The sequence below is a fragment of the Aliiglaciecola sp. 3_MG-2023 genome, from assembly GCF_030548205.1.
In the GTDB taxonomy this organism is placed as follows: domain Bacteria; phylum Pseudomonadota; class Gammaproteobacteria; order Enterobacterales; family Alteromonadaceae; genus Aliiglaciecola.
In genome coordinates, this window is record NZ_JAUORV010000002.1 from 312,957 (window position 1) to 338,289 (window position 25,333).

Annotated in this window: 25 protein-coding genes; 9 read left to right on the forward strand and 16 right to left on the reverse strand. The window is 40.0% G+C overall.

All coding sequences use genetic code 11. The annotated features are described in order from the left end of the window. Positions 1 to 10 precede the first annotated feature (10 nt). From Q4574_RS03390 to Q4574_RS03415, 6 genes are all read left to right on the forward strand, one after another. Entirely contained in the window at positions 11 to 445 is a 435-nt protein-coding gene (locus tag Q4574_RS03390; RefSeq protein ID WP_303471502.1) for a hemerythrin domain-containing protein, read from the forward strand. A gap of 319 nt (positions 446 to 764) precedes the next feature. Next, on the forward strand, positions 765 to 1,733 hold the full coding sequence (locus tag Q4574_RS03395; RefSeq protein WP_303471504.1) for a phospholipase A: 969 nt from the start codon (positions 765 to 767) through the stop codon (positions 1,731 to 1,733). A 201-nt stretch (positions 1,734 to 1,934) separates the two neighbouring features. Beyond that, positions 1,935 to 3,557, forward strand: coding sequence for a diacylglycerol kinase family protein (locus Q4574_RS03400; RefSeq protein ID WP_303471506.1), 1,623 nt, complete (start codon positions 1,935 to 1,937; stop codon positions 3,555 to 3,557). Between the two features lie 317 nt (positions 3,558 to 3,874). After that, a complete protein-coding gene (locus tag Q4574_RS03405) occupies positions 3,875 to 4,357 on the forward strand; it encodes a hypothetical protein (protein ID WP_303471508.1) in 483 nt (160 codons plus the stop codon). A 20-nt stretch (positions 4,358 to 4,377) separates the two neighbouring features. Continuing rightward, positions 4,378 to 5,355, forward strand: coding sequence for a mechanosensitive ion channel family protein (locus Q4574_RS03410; protein WP_303471510.1), 978 nt, complete (start codon positions 4,378 to 4,380; stop codon positions 5,353 to 5,355). A gap of 418 nt (positions 5,356 to 5,773) precedes the next feature. Then, positions 5,774 to 7,321 carry a sensor domain-containing diguanylate cyclase gene (locus tag Q4574_RS03415; RefSeq protein WP_303471512.1) on the forward strand — a complete coding sequence of 516 codons (1,548 nt, stop codon included), beginning with the start codon at positions 5,774 to 5,776 and terminating at the stop codon, positions 7,319 to 7,321. Between the two features lie 13 nt (positions 7,322 to 7,334). On the opposite strand, the gene Q4574_RS03420 is transcribed toward Q4574_RS03415, so the two are convergent. Beyond that, a complete protein-coding gene (locus Q4574_RS03420; protein WP_303471515.1) occupies positions 7,335 to 8,735 on the reverse strand; it encodes a hypothetical protein in 1,401 nt (466 codons plus the stop codon). 353 nt (positions 8,736 to 9,088) lie between these two features. On the opposite strand from Q4574_RS03420, the gene Q4574_RS03425 reads away from it, so the two are divergent. Beyond that, positions 9,089 to 10,390, forward strand: coding sequence for an MATE family efflux transporter (locus Q4574_RS03425; protein ID WP_303471517.1), 1,302 nt, complete (start codon positions 9,089 to 9,091; stop codon positions 10,388 to 10,390). A gap of 52 nt (positions 10,391 to 10,442) precedes the next feature. Here the strand turns inward: Q4574_RS03425 and Q4574_RS03430 are convergent, their stop codons facing one another. The 12 genes from Q4574_RS03430 to tatA all read right to left on the reverse strand — a co-directional run bounded on the left by Q4574_RS03430 (position 10,443) and on the right by tatA (position 19,681). Continuing rightward, positions 10,443 to 11,003 carry a BON domain-containing protein gene (locus Q4574_RS03430; protein WP_303471518.1) on the reverse strand — a complete coding sequence of 187 codons (561 nt, stop codon included), beginning with the start codon at positions 11,001 to 11,003 and terminating at the stop codon, positions 10,443 to 10,445. A 394-nt stretch (positions 11,004 to 11,397) separates the two neighbouring features. Continuing rightward, complete coding sequence (locus tag Q4574_RS03435; RefSeq protein ID WP_303471521.1) at positions 11,398 to 12,720, reverse strand: DUF2254 domain-containing protein; 1,323 nt, start codon at positions 12,718 to 12,720, stop codon at positions 11,398 to 11,400. 84 nt (positions 12,721 to 12,804) lie between these two features. After that, entirely contained in the window at positions 12,805 to 12,978 is a 174-nt protein-coding gene (locus Q4574_RS03440; RefSeq protein ID WP_303471524.1) for a hypothetical protein, read from the reverse strand. A gap of 78 nt (positions 12,979 to 13,056) precedes the next feature. Continuing rightward, a complete protein-coding gene (locus Q4574_RS03445; protein WP_303471527.1) occupies positions 13,057 to 13,251 on the reverse strand; it encodes a hypothetical protein in 195 nt (64 codons plus the stop codon). A gap of 60 nt (positions 13,252 to 13,311) precedes the next feature. After that, positions 13,312 to 13,488 (reverse strand): DUF1328 domain-containing protein, encoded by a 177-nt coding sequence (locus Q4574_RS03450; RefSeq protein ID WP_303471529.1) that lies wholly within the window; start codon positions 13,486 to 13,488, stop codon positions 13,312 to 13,314. 396 nt (positions 13,489 to 13,884) lie between these two features. After that, positions 13,885 to 14,883, reverse strand: coding sequence for a porphobilinogen synthase (gene hemB, locus Q4574_RS03455; RefSeq protein ID WP_303471531.1), 999 nt, complete (start codon positions 14,881 to 14,883; stop codon positions 13,885 to 13,887). 31 nt (positions 14,884 to 14,914) lie between these two features. Beyond that, positions 14,915 to 16,813, reverse strand: coding sequence for a diguanylate cyclase (locus Q4574_RS03460; RefSeq protein WP_303471533.1), 1,899 nt, complete (start codon positions 16,811 to 16,813; stop codon positions 14,915 to 14,917). Beyond that, entirely contained in the window at positions 16,800 to 17,597 is a 798-nt protein-coding gene (locus Q4574_RS03465) for a TatD family hydrolase (RefSeq protein ID WP_303471535.1), read from the reverse strand. Before Q4574_RS03465 ends, Q4574_RS03460 begins: the two co-directional genes overlap by 14 nt. A gap of 211 nt (positions 17,598 to 17,808) precedes the next feature. Next, positions 17,809 to 18,336: a hypothetical protein gene (locus tag Q4574_RS03470; protein WP_303471538.1), complete on the reverse strand. Its 528-nt coding sequence runs from the start codon at positions 18,334 to 18,336 to the stop codon at positions 17,809 to 17,811. Continuing rightward, a complete protein-coding gene (tatC, locus tag Q4574_RS03475) occupies positions 18,333 to 19,103 on the reverse strand; it encodes a twin-arginine translocase subunit TatC (protein WP_303471539.1) in 771 nt (256 codons plus the stop codon). Before tatC ends, Q4574_RS03470 begins: the two co-directional genes overlap by 4 nt. After that, complete coding sequence (gene tatB / locus Q4574_RS03480; protein ID WP_303471541.1) at positions 19,104 to 19,409, reverse strand: Sec-independent protein translocase protein TatB; 306 nt, start codon at positions 19,407 to 19,409, stop codon at positions 19,104 to 19,106. A 20-nt stretch (positions 19,410 to 19,429) separates the two neighbouring features. Beyond that, positions 19,430 to 19,681 (reverse strand): twin-arginine translocase TatA/TatE family subunit, encoded by a 252-nt coding sequence (gene tatA, locus Q4574_RS03485; RefSeq protein WP_303471543.1) that lies wholly within the window; start codon positions 19,679 to 19,681, stop codon positions 19,430 to 19,432. Between the two features lie 118 nt (positions 19,682 to 19,799). On the opposite strand from tatA, the gene Q4574_RS03490 reads away from it, so the two are divergent. Both Q4574_RS03490 and Q4574_RS03495 read left to right on the forward strand, forming a co-directional pair. Further along, positions 19,800 to 20,717 carry a hypothetical protein gene (locus Q4574_RS03490; RefSeq protein WP_303471545.1) on the forward strand — a complete coding sequence of 306 codons (918 nt, stop codon included), beginning with the start codon at positions 19,800 to 19,802 and terminating at the stop codon, positions 20,715 to 20,717. A 94-nt stretch (positions 20,718 to 20,811) separates the two neighbouring features. After that, positions 20,812 to 21,774 carry a glutathione S-transferase family protein gene (locus Q4574_RS03495; protein ID WP_303471547.1) on the forward strand — a complete coding sequence of 321 codons (963 nt, stop codon included), beginning with the start codon at positions 20,812 to 20,814 and terminating at the stop codon, positions 21,772 to 21,774. Between the two features lie 123 nt (positions 21,775 to 21,897). Here Q4574_RS03495 and Q4574_RS03500 read toward each other — a convergent pair whose 3' ends face one another. From Q4574_RS03500 to ubiB, 3 genes are all read right to left on the reverse strand, one after another. Beyond that, a complete protein-coding gene (locus Q4574_RS03500; RefSeq protein ID WP_303471548.1) occupies positions 21,898 to 22,875 on the reverse strand; it encodes an MDR family oxidoreductase in 978 nt (325 codons plus the stop codon). Positions 22,876 to 22,931: 56 nt separating this feature from the next. Further along, a complete protein-coding gene (locus tag Q4574_RS03505) occupies positions 22,932 to 23,567 on the reverse strand; it encodes a TetR/AcrR family transcriptional regulator (protein WP_303471549.1) in 636 nt (211 codons plus the stop codon). 138 nt (positions 23,568 to 23,705) lie between these two features. Then, a complete protein-coding gene (gene ubiB, locus Q4574_RS03510) occupies positions 23,706 to 25,331 on the reverse strand; it encodes a ubiquinone biosynthesis regulatory protein kinase UbiB (protein WP_303471551.1) in 1,626 nt (541 codons plus the stop codon). Between the last annotated feature and the right edge of the window lie 2 nt (positions 25,332 to 25,333).

Genomic DNA, 25,333 nt, shown 5'->3' on the forward strand with positions numbered 1-25,333 from the left:
GGAGAAAACGATGGAAATTTTTGAAGCTATCCGTAAAGACCACGAGAAGCAAAGACTATTAATGAAAATACTAGTGGAAACCTCTGGCGATTCAGAGAGTCGTCGCGATTTTTATGAGGAGCTCAAGCAAGCATTAGTAGATCATGCTATCGCAGAGGAACGCTATTTTTACTCTCCGTTGATGAAGTCTGACCAAACGATTGAACAATCCAGACACGCCATAGCGGAACACCATGAGATTGATGAGCTACTTGAAAAATTAGATGACACTGACATGTCATCTCCTGGATGGTTAGCAACCATGAAAAAGCTGAAACATTTAGTTGAACATCATTTGCAAGAAGAAGAGCAGGAGTTCTTCCAACAAGCGGGAAAAGTATTGTCAGCGTCTCAGAAAGACAACCTTGCTGACAAGTACCAAAGTGAAATGAAGGCTCCTCACTAAATATTGATTCCTCTCCCCTTACAAAGGGTTCTGTTGCTCTGACTAAACCTAGAGCAAACCGCCGTCCTCATCACTACTGGGGCCGGTGGTTTTTTTTGGTGTATTCTTTGACTTTGGTTATTAGTAGAAGCTGATTAAGTGCAAATGAAGATAACCGAAACTGAAATAACAAACCTAGACTTTACTGGCAATAAAGAGTGAAAACCGACTTATTGTTTACCAACACAGCGCCCCCTCTGGCTAAAATAACCTAAGTTCGAAGAAAAACAGGATTAATTAAGAGAAAATTACCTTTTGTGCTTTTAAAAAGGAATGAATAATGGAAAGATCGCTGCACTTACTTCATCAGAGCAACAACTTCATGGCATTTTTAAAACAAAGGATAGTGAATTTTGTCTGTCTAATTAGCCTATTTAGCTGTCAATTTACTATGGCCCAAGCCATTAGTGATGCGGAATTAGAAGCAAAACCAGAGGAGAACGAGAAAACCTTAACGGATAAACGCGATGCCTCTGATGAATTGGCATTAAAAATTCCCTTCGCCATAACCCAGTATAAAACCAATTATATTTTGCCGGTATCTTACATAAAAGATCCAAACACCATAGGTGTCACAGAACTAGATTCAGAAAACGTTGATAACCTAGAAGCTAAATACCAAATTAGTGTAAAACTGCCTATCCACATAAATGACGACGCCTTATCCGGCGTATATGCAGGCTTTAGTGTCACTTCATTCTGGCAAGTATATAACGATGAAGCTTCGAAGCCCTTTAGAGAAACGAACTACGAACCAGAGATTTTCTATTTTTGGAAAACTCAGTATCGTTTTCTGGGAATTAAATTCGATCAAATTCACTTAGGCCTGAATCATAACTCTAATGGCCAAAGTGGTCTAAAATCAAGAAGCTGGAACCGCTTGTACGCTTCAGCTTTGTTTAGCGATGTAGATTCGGTTTACTATTTAAAAGCTTGGTATCGCATCCCTGAAGATGAAAAGGAAACAGTAAATAGTCCTGATGGTGATGATAATCCTGACATTACCGATTATTTAGGTCATTTTGAGATTGGCTATGGCAAAAAAGTGGGGAATTTCAATTTTCTCACTTTCGTGAGAAACAATTTGAAGTCAGATAATAAAGGCAGTATTGAACTCAATATTACCTACCCCCTGAATGATAGATACGACGTCGTTTTTCAGTATTTCAATGGTTATGGCGACTCGTTGATTGACTACAATCGTCATCAACAACGTTACGGAATAGGTATTCAGCTCAAGTATTTGTAAGGCTTAATTCTGCTGGTTATACGAATGCAGACAGAGCAATGTAAAAACTACTAAATCACCTGTAGTTATTGCGATCAAAATTGCTCGCAGAAAGGTTTTATTTTATTTTTATATGCAAATCAAGACGTTAAAAAACAATAAGGTTGGCACGTAGTTCGCTTTACTTTGTCGAGTAGATTCAGTTTTCGAAATAGGTGAAGTATGTTTATTATAAAATACTATGGGCTGGGTGGATTATTTTCTTTAGCACTGGCGTTGCTGGTAGAGAGTTTTCTGCTCAAAGTGTTATTTATCTGGATTGGCTTTTCTCTTGTCATTGTCACCTTTGCCTACGCCCTTCAGTCACCATCAATTTTCCGTAAAAAAATTGATGGTTCTATCCCTTTTTACGTAAAGTGGTTATTTATTCCCTTCTTTTTTGGTGTGCAGTTATACAATGCCTGGGCACGCAAGAACGATAGCGTACCGCCCATTCAAAAAATTCGAGAAAACCTATTTCTAGCTTGTCGGCTTTTTCCTTCAGACATGCCAGAGCTTAATCATTTGAACGTTAAAGCCGTTTTGGATGTAACTGCGGAATTTGACGGCCTTGATGTATCGGCACAAGGTGAAAATATGGATTATTTAAATGTCCCAGTGCTAGATCACCAGAGCCCTTCTAAAGAGGATCTTTTACAAGCCATTAATTGGTTAGATAACCATATAAAGGATGGCAAAGCCGCGGTAGTGCATTGTGCCCTAGGTAGAGGACGTTCAGTGTTAGTGATGGCGGCCTACTTATTACGCAAAAGTCCAGACTTGACGGTTGAAGAGGCTATCCAAGAAATTAACCAAACACGCTCTACCGCTCGATTGAATAAACATCAACTTAAAAAGTTGAAAGATTTGCACAAACAAGGGGTGTTGACTCAGAAAAACCGCCTAGCCATAGTTGCAAACCCTGTAGCTGGCGGAGGTAAATGGCAGGATAGCAAAGACGAAATCATTCAACGCTTATCACCCCACTATGACCTTGAAATATACCAAACAACACCAGAACTTGATGGCAAAGAAATGGCCCAGAAAGCCATTCAACAAGGCGCTAAATACGTAGTTGCTTGTGGTGGAGATGGCACTTTAACGGAAGTCGCTTCGCAAATCGTCAATACGGACTTAACCTTGGGTATTATGCCCATGGGTACAGCCAATGCCCTTGGCCATGCCTTGTATGGCCCTGCGTCTAAGGTGTCCCCGGTAACCGTTGCTTGTAACGCTATTGTAGAGGGTAACGAAAAATTAATTGATACAGCCATATGCAATGATGAACTTGTTCTCCTTGTTGTCGGAATTGGCTTTGAACAAAAAATGATTGAAAAAGCGGATCGCGATGAAAAGAATAACAGTGGTCAGTTAGCCTATATCGGAGCCTTGTACGACGCAATAGAAGTTAATAATAGCGCGAATTTAACGATTCAAATTGACGATAACGAACCCCAAACCATTCGGACAGGCAGTCTAGTGATCGCTAATGCCGCTCCCGCTACCACAGTGCTAGCACAAGGAGGTGGACTACCAGATTTTACTGATGGCTTATTAGATATAACTTGGCTTACCAGAACATCAACAGCAAGTGAAAATTACCTCAAACTTGCCCAGTTAGCATTGCGCACTTTATTTGAAAGTGATGACGATGACACCATTCAACACGTCACAGCCAAACGCATAACAGTAAAAGCAGAAGGCAAGTTAAAGTACGTTGTGGATGGAGAAAATCGAGAAGCAGATAGTATTCAGGTAATGCAAAAACCAAAGTCCCTAAAAGTTTTCACCCAATTAGATCATTAGCTTTAGCAGAAAAGTAGCACCTAAAAATAGCAAATTTCCACTCAAACAATCATCTTCGAATGTTTGAGTGGAGTTGTTAAACCTACAAGTTGGTCTAACATTATTATGTAATATTTACTCACCACAAATACACTTCACGTTCGAAAAGTTAAAAAATCATTAATATTCAACATGTTAACCAATGGCATGAATACTGAATAAGGTAATACTGGTAAGGTTGGTAAGACCGGTAAGATTGATAAGCTTTAAAAATAGATATTTAAGGTGAGAAATCCCAAGCACCTAATAACCTATATAAGCGCTTTAAGGAGTTGGAAATGTCAGAGACTAACAATGGCAACGGGGAACAACGAGAAGCAAATCGAGCACTTCTCAAAGCGGTCATCCAAATGTGTCGGTTAGGAGGCGATTTTTATAACCTCATAGGGCAAAGTATCAAGCATTATGCCGTCAAACAAGTGTGCTTTGATATGGCAAAGAGTTATTTCAATCAGATCCCTGCGCTGGTTGAAATTGGTAAAGATCACTACAACTTACCTGAGCAGGAAACTATGACCTCCACTTCCATAGAAGATTATTATCAAAATATATTAAGTAAACAGATCACTCTAAGCCCACCAGATCTTGTACATCATTTAATTGAAGTTGAAGAGCAACACCTGGGCCAATTAAATGATGCGGTTAATGCCACCAGCGAACTTGAAGTCAAAGCTGCAATTGCCAACTTAGTCGCTCAAATTGTTGTCACTTATCAAAAATTGACAGAACTCACTTCGACAATCTCAGATAAAGAAGCGTAGTAAAGATGCAGGTATTCAACATGGAACTCATTGAAATAGACAAATTTTGGAACTTAATTCACGACAAATTAGAAGGCTGGTTGGAATCGGGCGTCAAACATTTACCTAATTTTGTTGTCGCCATTCTCCTTGCCATCTTGTTCGGTATTATCGCTAAATTTGTGGGCAGAGGCGTTCGGAATGTATTACGAAGAACCCTAGAATCAAAGCAAATTGCTGACTTGTTGGCGTCGATTATAAAAACTTTAGTGCTTGTAGCAGGGTTATTTATAGCCTTAGATTTCCTTGGATTGACTGGCACGGTAACCTCTTTACTAGCGGGTGCGGGAATTGTCGGCTTGGCCCTAGGTTTTGCTTTCCAAGATATGGCTGAAAATCTCATCGCAGGGATTGCCATGGGTATCCGAAAACCTTTTCAGATTGGTGATGTAATAGAGGCAGACAAAGTGTTTGGCACGGTACAGACTATCAACCTGCGAAATACCTTAGTAGAAACCTTCTTTGGCCAGATTGAAGTCATACCGAACAAAATCCTTTTTAGAAATATTCTAACCAACTATTCATCCACCGGTCGGCGGCGGATTGAGGTCCCTGTCGGAATCTCTTATGGGGACGATCCTGAACAAGCCGCTGAAAAGCTAGTAGAGGTGATTAATCAATGTGATTTCGTGATCAATAAGGAAGACACTGCTGTTTTTGCTGAAGGTTTTGGCGCTAGCAGTGTGGATTTATTGGTATGGTTCTGGATTAAATATCCTGGCCAGAAAGGGTTTATGCAGGCAAGGCACGAAGCCGTAGTAAAAATTAAAAAAGCGTTAGAAGACGCAGATATTTTGATCCCTTTCCCAATCAGAACACTCGATTTTGGTGCCAAAGGCGGTGAAAAATTAAATACCATGTTAAGCAGTGAACGTAGTAACAAGCAAAGTCATAACGCTAATAGCGACGCAGAAGCGAATTCTCAATCCACAAGCAATTCTAATCTAGAACCGGACTGATATTTGATTCATTACCCGTTCCAATGGAGTAGGGATAATTAGGAAATATTACTATAGCTTAAAGATTTCCAGCTAATGAGAATTAGCTGGATTCGCCTTTCTCTCCAAACTTCGTGAAAAATGTTCCAAAAACAGTTTTAATACATACAGCATAAAACCCTAAATACCCGGATGTTCATCCTTGAGGCGATTCACATAGGAAATAAACACTCTAGCTCCTTGAATCAAACCCGTAACGTCGTTAACCAAACCAAGATTCCTATTGGATCGTCTTTGATTTAGACTAATATTCAATATCGATTTATCAATTTTAAACGGATAATAGACAGATATTTGTACTTCACCTTTAAGATTCTCTATGCTGTTAACACTTCATAGGCAGTGAGCCATAGATGAAGGGAATTGAGAATACTAACTCATGAATAGGATTGACTTCCCCATGACGGTTAAAATGAAAGAACGCTCACTAGAAGATATAATTCTTTTAGCTATTACCGGATCCGCAACATTAATCTTATTTCCATTTTTTATTTTGAGTTTGCAAAGTGACGATGAGGCGCACATTTTGGTGGACCTTGTTGCGGTTAGTGGAATTTTCATAATATTTCTTGGGGTGTGGTTTACCAGTAAAATTAAATTATTTAGCGGACTGTTTGCCATAGTTGCGCAAGTCACCATCATATTAGGCATTCATTTCAAAGGCGTTGGGTTAATTTACTGGGTTTTCCCCATCATCATTGCAAGCTTTTATTTATTACCGACCCTAGTTGCATGCTTATTCAACCTCCTGTTAATCAGTATAATTTGCCTGCTTACATATGAACAATTTGACAGTTTTACCTTACCTCGCATTATCGCTGCGTTTATCGTAACCAATGCTTTTTCGTTAATATTCTCGGTTTTTATGCAGAACAAAAACCGACAATTACTAGCAAAGGACAAAATTAACCAACTGAACAATACTATCTTAGAGTTGATCGTCAAATCGAATAACCTGTCTAAAGTATTGCCTGCCATCACCCAAGGTATTGAGAACGAGATCCCAGAAGCAATGTGTGGCATTTTATTAATCGATGAAAAAGGCAAAACGTTAATATTGGGAGCAGGGCCAAAGCTCCCCGCTTTTTATAATGACGGCATAGATGGTTCACCAATAGGCCTTGGAATGGGGCCTTGCAGTGAAGCGGCTTATACAGGTAAACGAGTGATGGTGTCTGATGTATCATCACAAGCCAATAAGTGGGCAAAATTGGCAATAAAAGCGGGGTTAGCCTCCTGCTGGTCCGAACCAATCATAGGTAATCAAGGAAATCTACTTGGTACTTTGTGCATATATTACCGCAAAGCTACCTCCCTAAAAAATTCAGACTTTAAGCTCATTGAGCAATTTGTGAATCTTGCTCGTATCGCAATAGAGCGGCAAAAAACGGATCAAATCATATGGCAACAAGCCCACTATGACAGCTTAACCAATTTACCCAATCGTAATTTATTGCACGAACATTTAGCTTCGTCTATCGCCAATGCCAAACGGGATAACAAACAACTTGCTATCGCTATGTTAGATCTAGATAACTTTAAAAACGTAAACGATACCTTAGGTCATGAAGCCGGAGACACAGTACTGATTGAGTGTGCCAAACGTATAACAAGCTGTATTCGAAATAATGACATTGCCGCTCGCTTAGGTGGAGATGAATTTATTGTGGTGTTTATCGGCACTTCATTACCTAAAGATGTTGAACAGGTTGCTAAAAAACTATCAGAAACTCTAGCTCAACCATACCAGCTCAAAGGACAAGAAGTTTTTTGTACCGCCAGTATCGGAATTGCCTTGTTTCCTAAAGATGCACAGAGTGTTGACGCCCTTTTCAGAAATGCTGATCAAGCTATGTATACCGCTAAAACTCAAGGCCGCAATGCAATTCACTACTTCAATACAGACATGGAAGCAGTTAAAAACTGAGTTGGTACCAATCTTACCAATCCACCAGCCCTAAGCTTTCACGCAATTTTAAAATGTGATCTGGGGCGCCTTCTCGGTCGAAGTTGTCGTGCCAACGCCAGTAGTTAGTGTGGGTGAATAAACGGGGATATCTTTTAGGATACGCGGCTTCTACATCAATATCTAAAATCGGCGAGTCTGGTTGTTCTTCAGACACTAAGTCTTTTGAAATTTGCGGGTTAGCAAAAGCTCTACTCACAGGACCAGAAATTAAATCACCATAGAAAATATTAAAGGGTTTAGAGTAGATATTGGTCCATCGTACTAAACTAAAGACGGCGCCATGATGCAAAAATTTATTATCGGCTGTTTGATAATAATAGTGTTCGTTCTCTTTCACTGGAGGCGATGTTGGGTATTCTCGGTCTAACTTTCTATCCACGAAATCCATCTTATTCTCAAACAGTAGAAAATCTGCATAGGTCAATGGACTGCCAATAGTGACCAAATCAGATACTAGCCACTGGGAGGTTTCGCCATTTTCACTGTGCGCTTCAGTGTCGAGTTTTAACTGCTTGAATAGTTGACGTTGTAGTTTACGGTATTCCTCCCCTCTAGGTAGATGGTCTATATCTTCCATCGCATGAATCAACTCTAATGCATCACCGGACAGTGGTAAGGATTCACCAGCAGCATTTTTGAATTTGTTCTTACGTGCCCAATATTGGGTTAAAACATCGTAAGCAATAATTGACCCTAAGCTATGACCAACCAGTACAATGCGATCGTACTTTCCAGTTTTAGCAATACTTTCCAGTAATTTAACGCCACCATCTCTAATCTCTTTCCTGACTTTAATATTCGATGGTGTAGCGGTAATGTATCTGGCTACATCACCTAAATAGCTGACGATTTTAGCCACGGCGATGCCCAAGATAAAGAGTAAAACGGGGCTAATATAGTTCTCGTAAATTTTATGCAGACTTGTCCCTCCTTGCTCAGCATCTGCAGGCTCGAAAAAATTGATGGTGATTAAAATAACACCTATGGTAATGATTAAGGCCCACAATAAATAGATCATTGGTTTCAATGCAGAAGGATAATCACTTGGTTTGCGACTTAATACGGAAAACACCCACCCGCGAAGATGTTCGAGTGTGGTTCCAACCGTATGATGGGCCCAGTAATATTCAAAAAAGTCCACTCGCGATGTAGTGCCTTTGTCGGGGTTATTTTTGATAGTCGCGTAATCAGTGGTCAGCCGGCGATGTTCGAACGAACCAGATACTTCACTGGGCTTATTCCAAAATCGAGTATTTTCTAAATTGGTATCTTTCACCCAAACTGACTTTACGAATTCTCTCACCGTTTCCATTGGCCGCTGTTCGCCAATACCATGCACTAACACTACCGCTTGTTTTTTTGTTGTCGACATCAAGATTCCCTCCCTTTTCTAACAACAGTATAAACTTTGAGCGATTTTTCGCTAACTAATATTTAAACTTTACACCAATTTCATTTTTCTAGGTGGCTACAGATACTGATGATAGTCAATAATCGAAGAAAATTGCTTTCAATTTAAGATTAAACAGGTAAATCAGTCATTCCCTTCCTTAGTTACATATTGCAAGCGCTGTGGGATAATACGACTTCGTGCACCCCTGAACCTCATCTAAAATAATTTGATTGATAGTGTACATACCCTTTACCTGTATCAACCTTAGGGATTTGACGCGTTTTGAAAAAGATAACCCATTGATAAACTCCAATTCTCATATTAAAAAAAATATGGCACTTGCGTGGCCACTGGCTTTTAATGCCTTGTTGGTCCAATCCATGCTGATGATCGATACTTTATTAGTTGCACCTTTAGGTGAACTGCCGGTCGCCGCAATGGGAATTGCAACGACTATTGTTGCCTTTGTGCTGGGAATTGAAATCGCCATAGGTAATGGTATTCAACTTCTTGTTGGTCGAGCATTTGGCTCTAAGAGCCAAGCCGAACTAGCTATTGCATATTGGTCAGGACTCATTATCAATCTATCCACCGCATTGGTTTTTATGCTGGTTCTTACTTTTTTTAGTTCACAATTAGTTGGGAGTATTACTGATAATCCCGAACTGGCCAAACTAACCGAATCCTATATTTCAATAACAAAATACATCGTTTTAATCACCGCCTATACACAAGTCTGTACTGCATTTTGTAATGGTATAGGCAATACAAAGGTTCCTCTTAAAGGGTTTTTGATCGAGTTACCTATCAACGCCCTTTTAAGTTACTTCCTAATAAATGGCGTCGCAAGTTATGGAGGAATGGGTCTAGAAGGGGCAGCCTGGGGGAGTTTAGTATCCGTATTTTTAAGAGCAGGATTTCTGTTTTTAGCGCTTAAATTCAATAATAAAGTGGATATTACCTATCCTGCGAATAGACCTTTGTTCAGCGAAATTCGCCCTCAATTTGCAGAGATATACCCAATTGCCGCAAACTTTTTTGTCCTTTTTATCGGCGCTACGGTTTATCAATTATTATTTGCTCAGTTGGATCTATTCGCATTTGTCGCCATTACCCTTATCTTTCCTTGGATACGCGCTGGCACACAGTTTCCAAACGCATGGGCGCAAGCATCCGCAATCAGTATCAGTCAGGCTTTAGGTCAAATAGGCAAACAAGAACTGAACGCTTTCATTTCTAGATGTATAAAAATAGGCATGGTCATTTCAATTTTTATCGCTTTGCTATTTTTAATCCTTAGTCAAAATATCCAATTTATTTATCCGGATATTGAAGTTGAAGTTCACCAGGCGCTCATAGTCATAGCGCCGTTATACGCCATTCTTCCAATTATCAGAGCTTATAATACTGTTAGCGGAAATATTCTTCGTGCCCTGGGAAATAGCAATCTTGTGCTTAAAATTCACTTTATCACTCAATGGGCGATTTCGTTGCCAATATGCGCACTGTTGATTTTGTACTTTGAGGTTTCAATATTTTGGGCTTTTGCAATGATCCCGTTAGAGGAGCTCCTTAAAGTGATTCCGTTTCATCGTTACAAAGAGTTTTATGTAAAGCGCTTAATTGCTCCATAAAAAAAGCGCCAAAGGCGCTTTTTGATTATGAAATTATTAAGTTTCGCTGCTGTTATTTACCAATAGTAAGGTTTGAAACAACATTTTTTACATCATCAGTATTTTCCGCGATGGTAACCGCTAACTCACGCTCAGCATTTGAATCTAACTCTCCGGTGAGCGTCACAATACCGTCTTCAACTTCTACTTCGATATCAGTACCGCTAACTTCTGACTCAAAGAGTAATCGCGTTTTGACGACTGACTCGACTTTAGAGTCTTTTAGTGTCTGCATGATTTGCGCAGTATCAGAGTCTTCTGAGTTTTCATTATCTGTGATAACGGTTAGTTGATTATCGACGTCTTCTACGCCATCTAGGGATATCATCAACTCTTCTGCTAATGCTTTATCTACTTCGGTATCGACTTTGCCGGTTAAAACAATAACGCCATCATTTACGTCTGTATTAATATCGAAAGAATCTAGATTGCCATTAAACAATAAAGTGGTTTCAGCTTTACCATCAATCCATGCATCTTTTGCGTTATCTGACCAGTCGTTTTCTGCGTTAGCACTCATTGAAGCAGTTGATAAAGCAGCGGCTATAATTAGTGAACAAGTAGTACGTTTCATATCAGTCTCTCCTTTTTGTTTAGACACATTTAACAATGCCAATTCAATGCCAACTCGTAACTCACTGTTTTTATTATAATATTTTATTTATAACCTACTATTCCCAACTAATCCTATGTAGATTCGAAATACTGAAATGTAATTTCTACAGCATGAAAAATAACAATAGTTAACCGTTAACAGCTGTTAAACCTGGTGGGTCCCCGGACAAAGTTAACTTTCAATGATAGTTAATAAGCTTATTGGCAAAGGAAATTGAGATGGTTGAAGTTGCAAGATTGGAGACTGAAATCAGGAGCTGATGACAGTCAATATACTGTTATGGATGCATATCGGGGTCAGCCAATCTGTCTAGTGACCGTTTATGACAGTCGAACTGCTAGCTATTCAAACGTCATGATTGAAAAGGTTTGGTTTTAAGCTGGTTTTTAACTTTAAGCGCGCTTTGAATGAAATCCTCAGTATCCTTATCAGTGTATTGAACATGTAGTTTTCCTTGTTCAATAGCCTGTAATTGTCGGTGGATAACTAAGTAAATGTCCGATTTATCAGTTATCGATGCAATCCGGAATAAACTTTCGAGTAGACGAATACTTACCGCCACAGAGCTAACAGAGTATTGTCGAATCTGATCAAACGCAGAATTTGCTAAGCCTTCAAAATCATAGGGATTGCGGGACAATCTTAAAATACCATGTTGATCATAATATTTTCCTGAATGTAAATCCTGCTGTGCGATGTTACAAAGCACCATACATAACTTATCTATGCAGGTAATCGCCGTATAAGGATCGTTAACCCCCGGAGACAAGGCACGCACAGCAATTTCTACCATTTGATGAATAGCGTATTCTGGATCTTGAATCGGTGTTCGATTGCTGCCGATAACACAACATTGATTAATTACCTTAGTTAGGGAGTCCTCAATGGGTTTTAAACTATTCAAAGTCGCCAGCTTTGCATCTTTATTTATTAGGTGTCCCGGACGCCAATGAAATTCAATAAAGAGATCATGTTCGCTGGCAATATCCAGTAATTTATCATTACTCAAAAGCTGCAAATAACCGCTTTGTTCAGCATAGATGGTTAAAGTATAAGAAAAATTTCGCCTTGTTTCGGCACTCAAATTAGTGCTCAGTTCATCGCATAATAAGGGTTCGATGGCGTGGTTAATTTCGTCGCAGAGTTCTTTAATGACATTATCTGCTTGAATTGAACGTGAAACGTGGTGAATAAAATAGATAAGAACTATCACACTAAAAAGGGTAGCTAAAAGACACCAGATAATAGCTAAGCCCATTTTGATACCCTGATTGGAGTCCAGGCTCATGGAATAAATCAGTACTACACAGTAGGAAAATATTGATATAAAGGTGCCCAATACGACTTGAGTTCCTCTGTCATCCATAAAATTACGAATTAAACGGGGGCCGAATTGAGAGGAGGCTAACGTTAAGGTCACGATTGTGATGGAAAAAGCGATGCTAGTTACCGTGATCATTGAAGCGGCTATAGTATTAAGTAAAGAAAGTAGCGTGCTTTGTTCTGTTTCATATAAAAAAGGTAACCAATCGAGTTTTCCCCAAGCTTGAGCGTGATCAATCCAAACCATTAACCAAGCAGAAGAAATGGAGGTCACAACCATTAACAGTGGAACAAACCAGAAACTAGTCTTTATGGAGTCAAAAAGCTTATCTAGACTGGCTAGGTTGATCATTCACAGCTCCTTTAAAAGCCAATTCCACTGAATTGGTGAAGGTCAGCCTTTCCTTAAAACAGCAAGGAAGGCTTATAAGTCGATTTATTTTTTAGAATTTTTCTTGGCAAACAGTAGCATGCTAATGACTAGTATAATCATAAATAAGCCAAAAGAAGCTAAGAAGGTGTAAATCGGGCTGCCACCAGAAAGTCCTGTGGATGTTACAAAAAAGCCTACACTAATAACTAATGCGATAATAATTAATTTAATGTCCATAAATCACCTCATCTAAAAATACAAAAGGGCTCTAAGAGCCCTTTCAGTTTGCTTGATAAGCCGTTAATCTTTTAAAAATTAACAGTCTTTATCTTCGGCATTTGCGCCTTCTTTTACATCTTCACAAGCATCTTCAAGAGCATTACCTGCATCGGTAACCATTTCGTCAACACTTTCACCAGCCTCTTCTGCAGGTCCTTGCTCACAAGCTGCAATAGCAAATACTGAACCGGCAATGAATAGTGCTTTAAGAGTAAGTTTAAAATTTGTCATGTGTTTCTCCGTTTATTTAATGTTTTTATAAATTGATTTGCATGGTTTTAATAAAGGTCGCTAAACTTTCGGACCTTTACCGCGTAGTGCATTCGCGATAAGGGAAATCACAAGTAAAACTACGAATACAAAAAATATGATTTTAGCGATACCAGCTGCAGTTCCAGCAATTCCACCAAAACCAAATACAGCTGCGATAATTGCGATAACTAAAAATGTTAGTGCCCAGCTCAACATAATATTCTCCTTTTGTTTGTGTTCGATATTTGTAATGCGCTTTACATGCCAACTTAAAACAAAATTATAACCAATTGAATTTTAACAATAATATTGAAAGTGGGAGCATTTAAACGAATTCCGGATAAGGTTTCATTTGCAAAAAGTACACTGGATCTAGAAACTTTTTCACATTTACTGAGTGATTACTCTGGTACGAAAGGACTGAGCTGGTATTTCACTAAAAGGGATAGCTAAAATTCGTTTAGGGCTGTTACTTTTTTCACAGCACCCCATCACATTTAGTTCTTATTATAGTTAAACAAGCGATTTAAAAATTAAAGGCTAAAATTGACCAGGGTGGATTAGCACCACTAAGGAAAAGTGGTGCTGGTAGTAGAGTGGCTTAGCGAATAGTTACCTTGCCAGTATCTGCGCAGCCTGCTTGGCAAAGTAGGTCAATATGCCATTGGCTCCGGCTCGTTTAAAAGCCAGCAATGATTCCATAATCACGGCTTCTTCATTTAACCAACCCTTATCAAAGGCAGCTTTATGCATGGCGTATTCACCACTGACTTGATAGGCGAAAGTAGGTACCTGGAAGGTATCTTTACAGCGTCTAACGATATCTAGATAGGGCATGCCAGGCTTGACCATAACCATGTCAGCGCCCTCTTTTAGATCAAGTCCAATTTCGTGAAGTGCTTCATCGGAATTAGCCGGATCCATTTGGTAACTATGCTTATTTCCACCTTTGATATTGCCAGCAGAGCCGACAGCATCACGAAACGGACCATAGTAATTAGACGCATATTTTGCTGAATACGCCATGATACAGGTATTGATATAACCATGCTGTTCCAGTGCCTGGCGAATAATACCAATACGCCCATCCATCATATCCGAAGGAGCCACTATATCTGCACCGGCTTCAGCGTGGGATAAAGCTTGTTTGACTAGTACTTCACAAGTTTCATCATTTAACACATACCCAGACTCATCAAGTAAACCGTCTTGCCCGTGAGACGTAAAAGGATCAAGAGCCACATCAGTTAACACGGCAATATCTGGCGTATTCTGTTTGAGTGCTCTTACCGCTCGCTGTGCTAAACCTTGGGGGTTGAATGCTTCACTGGCACACTCTGTCTTAATATCAAGCGGTGTAACTGGGAAAATCGCTATGGCCGGAATACCGAGTTCGATTAGTTCTTTGGCTTCTTCCACCAGTAAATCTATTGATAAACGCTCAACACCAGGCATAGAAGGCACTGGGACACGTTGCTGTGTTCCATCGACAACAAACATAGGGTAGATGAGATCCTTCACGGATAAGGTATTTTCTGCCATCATCTCACGGGTAAAACCATGTCTGCGCATTCTTCTCATACGATTAGCAGGAAACTTTTGTTCGAACATAAAAACCTGTACCTCTTTAAATTTTAAACTCTTAAACAATATCGCGGGGATGTAAATGAATACTTCTGACCCTGTTTCGACCATCTCGTTTGGCTTGGTATAAGGCCTTGTCGGCACTTTCTAGCAGGCTTTTTTCATCATCTACCCCATTTACAATAGTAGAAGCAACACCCGCACTAATCGTCACTTTCAGTTGTAAATCATCCACCTCAGTGACTGTGTTCTCGATAGACTCTCTCAGCTTTTCCCCTAAGGCTTTAGCGCCATCAAAATCGGTATTGGGTAAAATAAGCGCGAATTCTTCACCACCGTACCGGCAAGCATCGTCAGTGGTACGTTTTAGATTTTGTTTTAGCACTTTGGCGACTTTTTTAATAACTTCATCACCAACAACGTGACCATAAGTATCATTAATATTCTTAAAATGATCGATGTCTAACATGATTAAGGATAAATCTGAGCGTTCACGTCGGCAACGTCGAGCTTCGGCTTGGAATTTTTTATCAAAATGTTGACGATTGCGAATTCCGGTGAGGCTATCTGTGCGTGTTTGCTGCTCTAATTCATTATTTGTTTCAGATAATTCTCGCAATGCTATTTCTAGCTCAAGCGTTCGTTCTTGAACACTGTATTCTAGACTCTCTTGTGCTTCTTCTTTTAACTTTAGCGCCTCTTCTTGGGCTTTTCTTGCCATCTGCTCTTCGAGTAAAGCAAGCTCTTGGTTTTGATATTGCTCATCACGTTGATTGGTATATGAGATAACTAAGACGAACGCTAACATAAAGGTTTTAATCGCCGCGCCTAGCATAACAAAATATTGTGCTGGAATGTTGATATCGAGTACATTCGCACTTTCTAATCCAGCTAAAAAACCTGCCACAATTAAAACCGACCACGCGAGCAAATATAAACGGGCGAGTTTAAGACCACGCAGCATCAATAATGACGACACAATAAAAACCAAAATGGATGACAGGCACAAGGCCACAAGAAAGTACATGATATAGTAGTAATAAGGAACAATCAGGCTGGCAAGCAACGAGAGAGTCAACCACCAAACGGCATATTTCAGTACTTTGTCTAGGTTTTGACTATGTTTGTACACATCCAGCAATTGTCGGGTACATACACACGCAAACAAAATGGTGAGGGTGGCAAAAATACCAACGCTGCGACCTTGTAGCCACACCCAATCAGGCCAAATGTATTTGAATCCTACGCCATGCATGGTGGCTAGGGTTAATGCAACAGAGATGACATACAAACTATAACTGAGAAAACTGCGATTTCTGGTGGAAACGTAGAAAAATAAATTGCTCAGGGCCATTGCCACCATAAAACCAAAAAACAATCCTAAAAGCAGGTTTTGCTCGGAGGAATAGATTAAATACTGTTTCTCCTCCCACACGCGCAAAGGCAGCTTTACTGTACCGGTAGTTTCAACTTTAACAATCACTGAAACTCTTTTCTGAGAGTCTGGAATGGGAAAGAGTAACTTTTCACTTTCTATCTGGCGAGATTTAAAGGGATAACTGTCCCCTTCGTGATACTCGGAAATTAACTTGCCATTACTGAAAAACCAAACATCCACTTTGTCGAGCATGACATAATTAACTTCTAATAAGGTAGGATGACTACTTAAATTATTTGGCAAGAAAAACTTAAACCAATAAGGATTTTTGCTCATGCCATAGGCTAAAACCTCAGATGTTTCTTGGTTCCATTGGGCGTTCTGAAAGTTTTGTAACTGCTTTATTGAAAGGGAGTTTGTGGTGTCTTCGAGGTAAAGAGTACCTCTGTTTATCTCTAATAAATAATCGCTGGCCGAGCCAAGCTTTGCAATCGCAAATATACTGATTAAGCCCAGTAGAATAACCAATCCAACATACCAAGTTTTGTGCGTCCTCACTTGGTTCTTAATCGTTTTCAAAATTTGCGCCTATTGCAAATAAATCCATAGTATTTTGCCAACAGCTTTGCTGCAAGTCCTGAAGTTCCTGATTGCGTAAATTCGCAATAAATTCGGCAATATGCGGGATATTTGCAGGTTGATTATTACGTGATTTTGCTTTTAACGTTTTTGGAAATAAATAGGGTGAATCAGTTTCAAGTAACATTCTATCTGACGGTAACCTTAACACCGCTTCTCTTAACGATTCTCCGCGCTTGGGATCGCACACCCAACCTGTTATGCCAATATAAAACCCTAATTCTAAATAGGCTTCCATTTGTTCAATGCTTCCCGTAAAACAATGCACCACGCCGCCGACTAATCTAGATGAATAAGTTTTTAACAAGCGAAGTTGTTCAGTAAAAGCATCGCGTTCATGCAAATAGACTGGCAGTTGTAACTCACAAGCTAACTCTAGTTGCTGTTCAAAAATGCGTAATTGTGTTGCCGGGGGAGAGAAATTACGATTGAAATCCAATCCACATTCACCGATTGCAACAATCTTGTTGTTTGACGCCAATTGGCTTAACTGCTGTATATAGTCAGACGGAGCATCTTTTGCGTTGTGGGGGTGTATTCCCGCGGTGGAAAACAGAGTTTTCGGGAATTGTTGAGCGATGGAGTGAGCCTCTATGCTTTGCTGAACATCTGTTCCAATTAAGATGATTCCCGTTACGTCTTTACTAACGGCGTGCTCAATAACGTCTGGCAATGACAAACGCTTGTCAGGTAAATTGATACCAATGTCAAACCAATGTGGCAAACTACTAATCCTTAGTCAGTATAAAATTACCAATAGATTTACTGGAATTTTAGACAGCTTATCAATAGCACCTTTGTTAAAACAATTGCTCAATCCAGTAATCTTGGGTTAGATCCAAGTGAACAAATTTATAAAGGTAAGTTTAAATATTTGTAGTGGTGAAACCCAAGGTGACTTCCTTTATCCAATAGCCACCTTGGTTATCCTAATATTAGTTAATCCGTTTTACTCTAATTCGGCGATTTTGACTGTCTTTTCCTAGATGGTAAGAGCCCAAAGCTCCTCGTTCAATGTAGATAACTTCATTGGCCTTCACTTTAAAGTTAGTAGCTTCTTGTTCTCGCCAAAGATGTCCATTATCCAATTTGAAGATAGCGCGCTTCTTCCCATCTTTGGTGACACTCACTACAGTCGCATAAATTTTGTCATCAGTGTTTTCCGGCAGTTTAGCCTGTCTACCAAATTCAGCATTGCGTTGTGTCTGATTAACATTGTCAGAATTAACGTTTTGCTGTGTTGGCGGCTTGTTAGCAGGTAAAGGAGCGGGTACCTGCATCAAATCCTGTACGCCACCGTAACTATTCAATTGATTAACGATTTTGTCATAACATACGAGACGTTTTAGACTATTTTGCACCTGCCCACAGTTTTTAAGTGCATCACCAATGGTTTCAGCCTGAACAGATACACTGGTTGCATAAACACTGATTGATAGTAATAAGGTGATTAATTTGTTCATGATACTTCCTGGTTATTTTTTTCTTCTTCTTTTTCATCTTCGTCTTCATCATCTGCTTTGGGTGAGTACAAAGCACCAATCATGATGCCAATTTCAAACAGTATCCACATGGGAACCGCTAATAATGATTGAGATATAATATCTGGCGGAGTCAATAACATCCCCACCACAAATACACCCACAATGACGTAAGGCCGCTTTGCTCTCAAAGAAGCAGCGTCAGTAATGCCAACCCAACACATTAAAATAACAGCGATGGGGATTTCAAATGCGAGACCAAAGGCAAAAAACAGTTTTAATACAAAGGTAAGATAACTACTAATATCAGTTGTAAAGGCAACACCGCTAATTTCGATACCTGCAAAAAAGGCAAAAATAACGGGGAAGACCACAAAATAAGCAAACGCAATTCCTGCATAAAAAAGTAGCGTACTGGAAAGCAGTAGAGGTGCAATTAACTTTTTTTCATTGCGATATAAACCTGGCGCGATAAACCCCCAAACCTGATAAAGCACAAAGGGTATTGCAAGAAAGAAAGACAGCACTAAGGTTAATTTGAAGGGTGCAAAAAAAGGTGCGCCAACGTCGGTAGCGATCATTTGAGAATTATTAGGCATAGCGTTTAACAACGGGGTAGCCAGCAAATGATACAAATCTTGAGCGAAAAAAGCCAAAGGCACAAATATCACCAATATACTTAAAACCGCTTTTAACAAGCGACTGCGCAACTCAATTAAATGAGATATAAAACTATTTGGATCAGACATTTAAGATTTATCTTTATCATAAGGCTTGTTGACAGATTCTGCAGATGCTTTTAACTCATCAACGGTTTTTTGCAGATCAGGAGATAGATTTTCTAGACCTTGCCGTTCTGCTTTTTTGAGGTTTTCATGTAACTCGTGGACGCGTAATTGCTCTTCCACTTCCTGTTTAAACCCCGAAGCCATTGAACGCACACTGCGAAATGTTTTAGCCACGCTCCGCATTGCGCCTGGCAATCTTTCAGGACCAAGCACTAACAGAGCGAGAATACCCACAACTAGTATTTCTAAGAATCCAATATCAAACATAAGTTAGTTTTTCTTTTCAACTATTCCGTTTTCTGATGTTGCTTTTCAGCTTCACTTTGCTGCTGCACATTTTGTTCTTTGGACTCAATTTTTTCGTCAGATTTTTTTGCCGATTCTTCTTCGAAGTCTGCATCTTTATCCGATACGGCTTTCTTAAAACCTTTCACTGCGGAGCCTAAATCGCCGCCTAAGGAACGTAACTTTTTGGTACCAAATAAAAGTAAAACGATAACCAAAACAATCAACAATTGCGCCCAACCAATATTACCCATTTGAAAACTCCTATAAATTTAGTAAGGCTATTATACGTAGCTAATTTGAAACGTCACTGGATTTGATACATAGAAAAAAAAAGAGCATGATTTATAGACCCCATTTGGAGCAGTAAGTTTGCCTAATTATAGAATTATTGCATTATTTTTTCTAAGCTTGCATTTTAGCAAAGCCATATCAGCCCAAGAAGAACAAGCTGTGTGGCTAGATTCAATGCACAAAAATATTTCTGAATCAGTTTTGGATACTGCCCAATGGTTTGACAACTTTTTTGCCAATGAAAACCTGCAAGAAGACCAAAAAGCGCTTGGGGAAGTCCGTCTTAGGCTTGGAATTGAACCCCGTTCAAGAAATTTAGAAGAATTTGAAGCCCGATTAAAGGTGAGAGTTAAGCTTCCTAACCTAAAAAATCGTGTCGATCTGATCCTGACTGATTTTGATGAAGACCAAGACGACAAAATAGCTAGCAGTGGAGGCAGTCGAAGTGATCGGGAAGATAGTATTAACTTAGCTTTACGCTATAAAGTTTCACCGGATAGCGGTTTGTCCCATAGAATTGGCTTTGGTCGCAGGTTTCAGTATTACGCAAAATCAAGATACCGAGATGCATTAAGCCTAAGTAATTCTTTGGAGATGCGCTACGACGCTTCCATTTTCTATTATAATCGAGACAAATTCGGTACTTCCCTCAGTCTTACGTTCGACTATGACTATACCAATAGTCTGTTACTTAGATACCACAACCGCTTTGAATATAGAGATAAAAGCAACGACTGGTTGTGGCAACATAGTTGGCAAGGGTTTAAACAAATTAATGATAAAAGTGCTGTCATTTATGGTTATTACATCGAAGGGGTCACTCGCCCTAGCTACCGTCTTGAAGAGCATTTAGTCAGTGTTAAATTGCGCGAACAGACGAAGAGAAATTGGTTATTTTACGAAGTTGAACCTTTTATCTTATGGCACCGTGACGAACATTTTTCAGCTTCCTATGGTTTAGCTTTACGTATAGAAGGTTATTTTGGCGAGCGATGAATGCCATTTCCATAGCATCGTCCATTATTTATACTATCCTAATGTATCAAAACTGACTATTGGACTTTTTGCATCATCTTAGAAGGGGGAATACATGGGACTGCTGGTAGATGGCAAGTGGGTTGATCAATGGTACGATACCAAATCCAGTGGCGGCAAGTTTGAAAGACAAGCGTCACAATTCAGAGAACAAATATCCAGTCAACCAGACGCGAAATTTAAGCCTGAATCAGGTCGTTATCATCTTTACGTGGCACTTGCCTGCCCTTGGGCACATAGAGCCCTCATTTTCAGAAAGTTAAAAGGGTTAGAACCTCACATAGAGGTTTCAGTAGTTGCTCCGGACATGTTAGAAAATGGTTGGGAGTTTTCCGAATTTCCCGACGCAACTGGAGATAAACTATTCGCTTTCGATTATATGCATCAGGTATACACTAAGGCACACAAAGATATTACCACTCGCGTGACAATTCCTGTGCTGTGGGATAAGAAAACCGATTCAATAGTGAACAATGAATCTGCAGAAATAATTCGAATTTTCAATTCTCAGTTTAATTCAATTACCAACAACCACACTGATTATTATCCTCAGCCTTTGCGAGCCCAGATAGATGAAATAAATGAACGTATTTACAACACGGTTAATAACGGTGTGTATAAAGCAGGTTTTGCGACTAATCAAATGGCTTACGAAGATGCGGTAATTCCATTATTTGAAACCCTTGACTGGCTGGATGAAAGACTAGGGAAACAACGCTATTTGGTTGGTCAACAAATGACTGAAGCTGATTGGCGGTTATTTACCACCTTAATAAGATTCGATGCTGTTTATGTGGGACATTTTAAATGCAATATCCGCCGCATAGCAGACTATCCGAATTTATCAGGCTATTTGCGAGAACTATATCAATACCCCAAAGTAGCCGAAACTGTCAATTTTGTGCACATCAAGCGACACTACTATTTCAGCCATACCCAATACAACCCCACTCAGGTAATCCCAGCTGGGCCGATAATGGATTTATGGGAACCCCATAATCGTGATGCATTATCATAAACCACTTTCATGACAAACAAAGTACCCGTTATATTAACGCCTACTTTGCTTGCCACTAAAAAGCCACTATCAACCTGACAGTAGGATAAAGATAAGCGCTGGGTTAAACCTCAGCGCTAACAACTATAAAGTGACGACAACCCGTCCTCGAACATTGCCCTTGAGCAGTTCCTCAGCGGTGCTAACCACTTCGTTCAGAGTAATATTATTCGCAATATCGTCAAATGAGGTTGGATCCAGCAACTCTCCTAAACGTTGCCAAGCTTCAATGCGATCTTCCAAAGGACGCATTACACTATCAATTCCAGCAAGGGTAATACCACGCAGAATAAAAGGCGCTACTGATGCAGGGAAATCCATACCTTGAGCTAAGCCACAGGCTGCCACTGTACCGCCATATTTAAGACCCGCACAGATATTTGCCAGAGTATGACTTCCAACCGAATCAACGGCCCCCGCCCATTGCTCTTTGCCTAGAGGTCGGCCCGCCTCAGATAGTGTTGCGCGGTCAATGATCTCGCTAGCACCCAGTTTTTCCAAATATTCAGCTTGTTCAGGACGACCCGTTGAGGCGACAACCTGATAACCTAACTTAGCTAAAAGACTTATGGCAAAACTCCCTACTCCACCATTGGCACCTGTTACTAGTACTGGACCTTTATCTGGTGTTACACCATTTTTTTCAAGGGCAATCACACACAACATCGCCGTATAACCAGCAGTACCAATAGCCATTGCCTGACTTGCAGTAAAAGCATCAGGCAAGGGTATTAGCCATTCACTTTTTAGACGGGCTTTTTGCGCCAATCCACCACAGTGCACTTCACCTACCCCAAAACCATTAAGTAGTACTTTGTCACCTACTTTGAACTTGTCAGTGTCCGAATGCTCAACAACACCCGCCAAATCAATTCCTGGCACCATGGGAAACTTTCTAACAACGGGACTTTTACCAGTGATCGCCAAGCCATCTTTGTAATTCAATGTACTGTGGGTCACCTTAACCGTCACATCGCCTTCTGGCAGAATACTGTCATCCAATTCTTTTAATTCAACCTGATAGCCGTTGTCGTCTTTGTTAATTAATATACCTTGAAACATATTTCCTCCGAATATAGACCAGTCGTCTATAAATAGTTAAAATAAAAACCAAGTTATTATCTTGGTAATCCGTCGATAAACTGTAATAAAAAATTATCAAGGGGCCGAGCGTCTTGAGACAATCTAGCGCGACTCACGGCTCCTTCCCATCCTACCCAAAAAAATTCAGCTAAGCGCTGACAGTTGGCCTTTTTAGCAATTAAATTTTGCTGTTGCGCCTCAAGTAAGCAGGCTTCTATTCGCCCTTGCCAATCAATGAAGATATCGAGTAACAACTGTCGATAACTTTCAGGCAAAACATCCACTTCTTGGCCAAGATTACCCACTAAACAACCACGCTTAAACTGATGTTTGCGCATGCCTGATTTAGCGTCTTCGACAAAATGGCAAATTCGTTGAATAGGGTCGAAATTTGTATTTAACAGGTGGCTGTCTAATTTATTAGCAAAGTAACTTGCATAGTTTTCTATCACTGCACGGCCAAACGCTTCTTTACTGGCAAAGTAATGATAAAAAGAGCCTTTCGGGACCCCCACTTTTTTGAGTATTTTATCAATACCCGAAGCGAAGAACCCTTGCTCGGTCAAAAGCTCTAAACCACTGCGAATGAGTTCAGCTCGTGTATCCTGATTTTCACGGGCCACTTTTGGTGGTCTTCCCCGTCTTGGCGTTTGTAATTTTGAAATGCTCATGGAAGTATAATAGACCGATCGTCTAGTAAAATGCAAATTAAAGTTTAAAATAACGCGAAGGGATACAATAGATGGAAAGATTGATGTGCTCTAATTTGACAGATTTTAGGTATCGTTTTGCCGTCAGATGCGCAGAAATTACTGTCTTAACCACGCATATAGCCATGCACCTAAACCACTTCCCGCAACCAGTATGCTGGGGATATAACTGGAAACATAAAGGGGAAATATTCCTGCCAGAATCAGTAACGTAGAGCCAGTAAGAACGTAAAACAGGTTTTTCTGTGCCCGACGTTGCTGCAATTGCTGTTGCTCAAAATGTTTCTGTTGTAACGCGGGAAGCTGTTTAACTTGTTTCAAACTATCGTAGATTAAATCAGGGATCTCGGGCAGCTTTTCTGACCAGAAGGGCAAGTTCGCATTAATTTTTTTCAGCATCGCCGCTACACCGATCTGTTCTTTCATCCACTGTTCCAAAAATGGCTTAGCGGTTTGCCAAAGATCTAGCTGGGGATAAAGCAATCGCCCTAAACCTTCCACATACAGTAAGGTTTTTTGTAATAGTACCAATTGCGGCTGCACCACCATATTGAAACGTCTGGCAGTATTGAACAGTTGCAACAACACATTGCTAAAAGAAATCTCCGCCAATGGCTTCTGAAAAATGGGTTCACAAACGGTACGAATAGACACTTCAAAGGCTTCAATGTCTGTATCTGCAGGTACCCAACCAGAATCCACATGTAATTCGGCGACTTTGCGATAATCGCGATTAAAAAAGGCAATAAAATTTTCGGCTAAATAGCGTTTATCATCTCTGTTCAGAGTCCCTACGATACCAAAATCAATGGCTATGTATTGGGGATTATCGGGATTCATTTTCGAAACAAAAATATTGCCAGGATGCATGTCGGCATGAAAGAAGCTATCACGAAATACTTGGGTAAAGAAAACCTCTACGCCACGCTCGGCAAGCAATCTCATGTTGGTATTTTGCGCTTCTAGTGCTTGGATATTGGAAATGGGAATACCATAAATACGCTCCATAACCATAACATTGGTAGAGCAATAGTCACTGTATATTTCTGGAATGTATAGTGACTCCGCGCCTTCAAAATTACGCTTTAATTGGATCCCATTCGCCGCTTCTCTGGCTAAATCTAACTCTTCGACAATGGTTTTTCGATACTCATCAACCACTTCCACTGGTCTCAGGCGTTTACCGTCAGGCAATAACTTTTGTACCGCAAATGCCAAGGAATGCATCAATTCAATATCAGCATGAATCGTTCCCGCAATATCCGGACGGATGACTTTTACGATAACTTCTTTTTGGTTACTTTTTAATACTGCACTGTGAACTTGTGCAATGGACGCTGAGGCCAATGGCGAAATTTCAAACTGGGAAAACAGCTCATTCAATTCAGATATATTCAGTGAGCGCTTAATTATATCTACTGCCACATCACTATCGAAAGGTTCGACTTTATCTTGCAAAATGGCTAGTTCATCTGCGATCTCTGCAGGCAATAAATCTCGACGGGTAGACAGCATCTGCCCAAATTTGATAAACACCGGTCCAAGGGTTTGCAGTGCTAAGCGAATTCGCACCCCTAGGGATTTATCAGGATGTTGATTACGCAACCAAAATTGACACGCCCTCCCCAACTTTGCGTACCACGGCAGCCAATGATCGGGAATTAACTCGTCCAAACCATGTTGCAACATCACTTTGTTAATTTTGTATAGGCGAAGGGTACGCATTG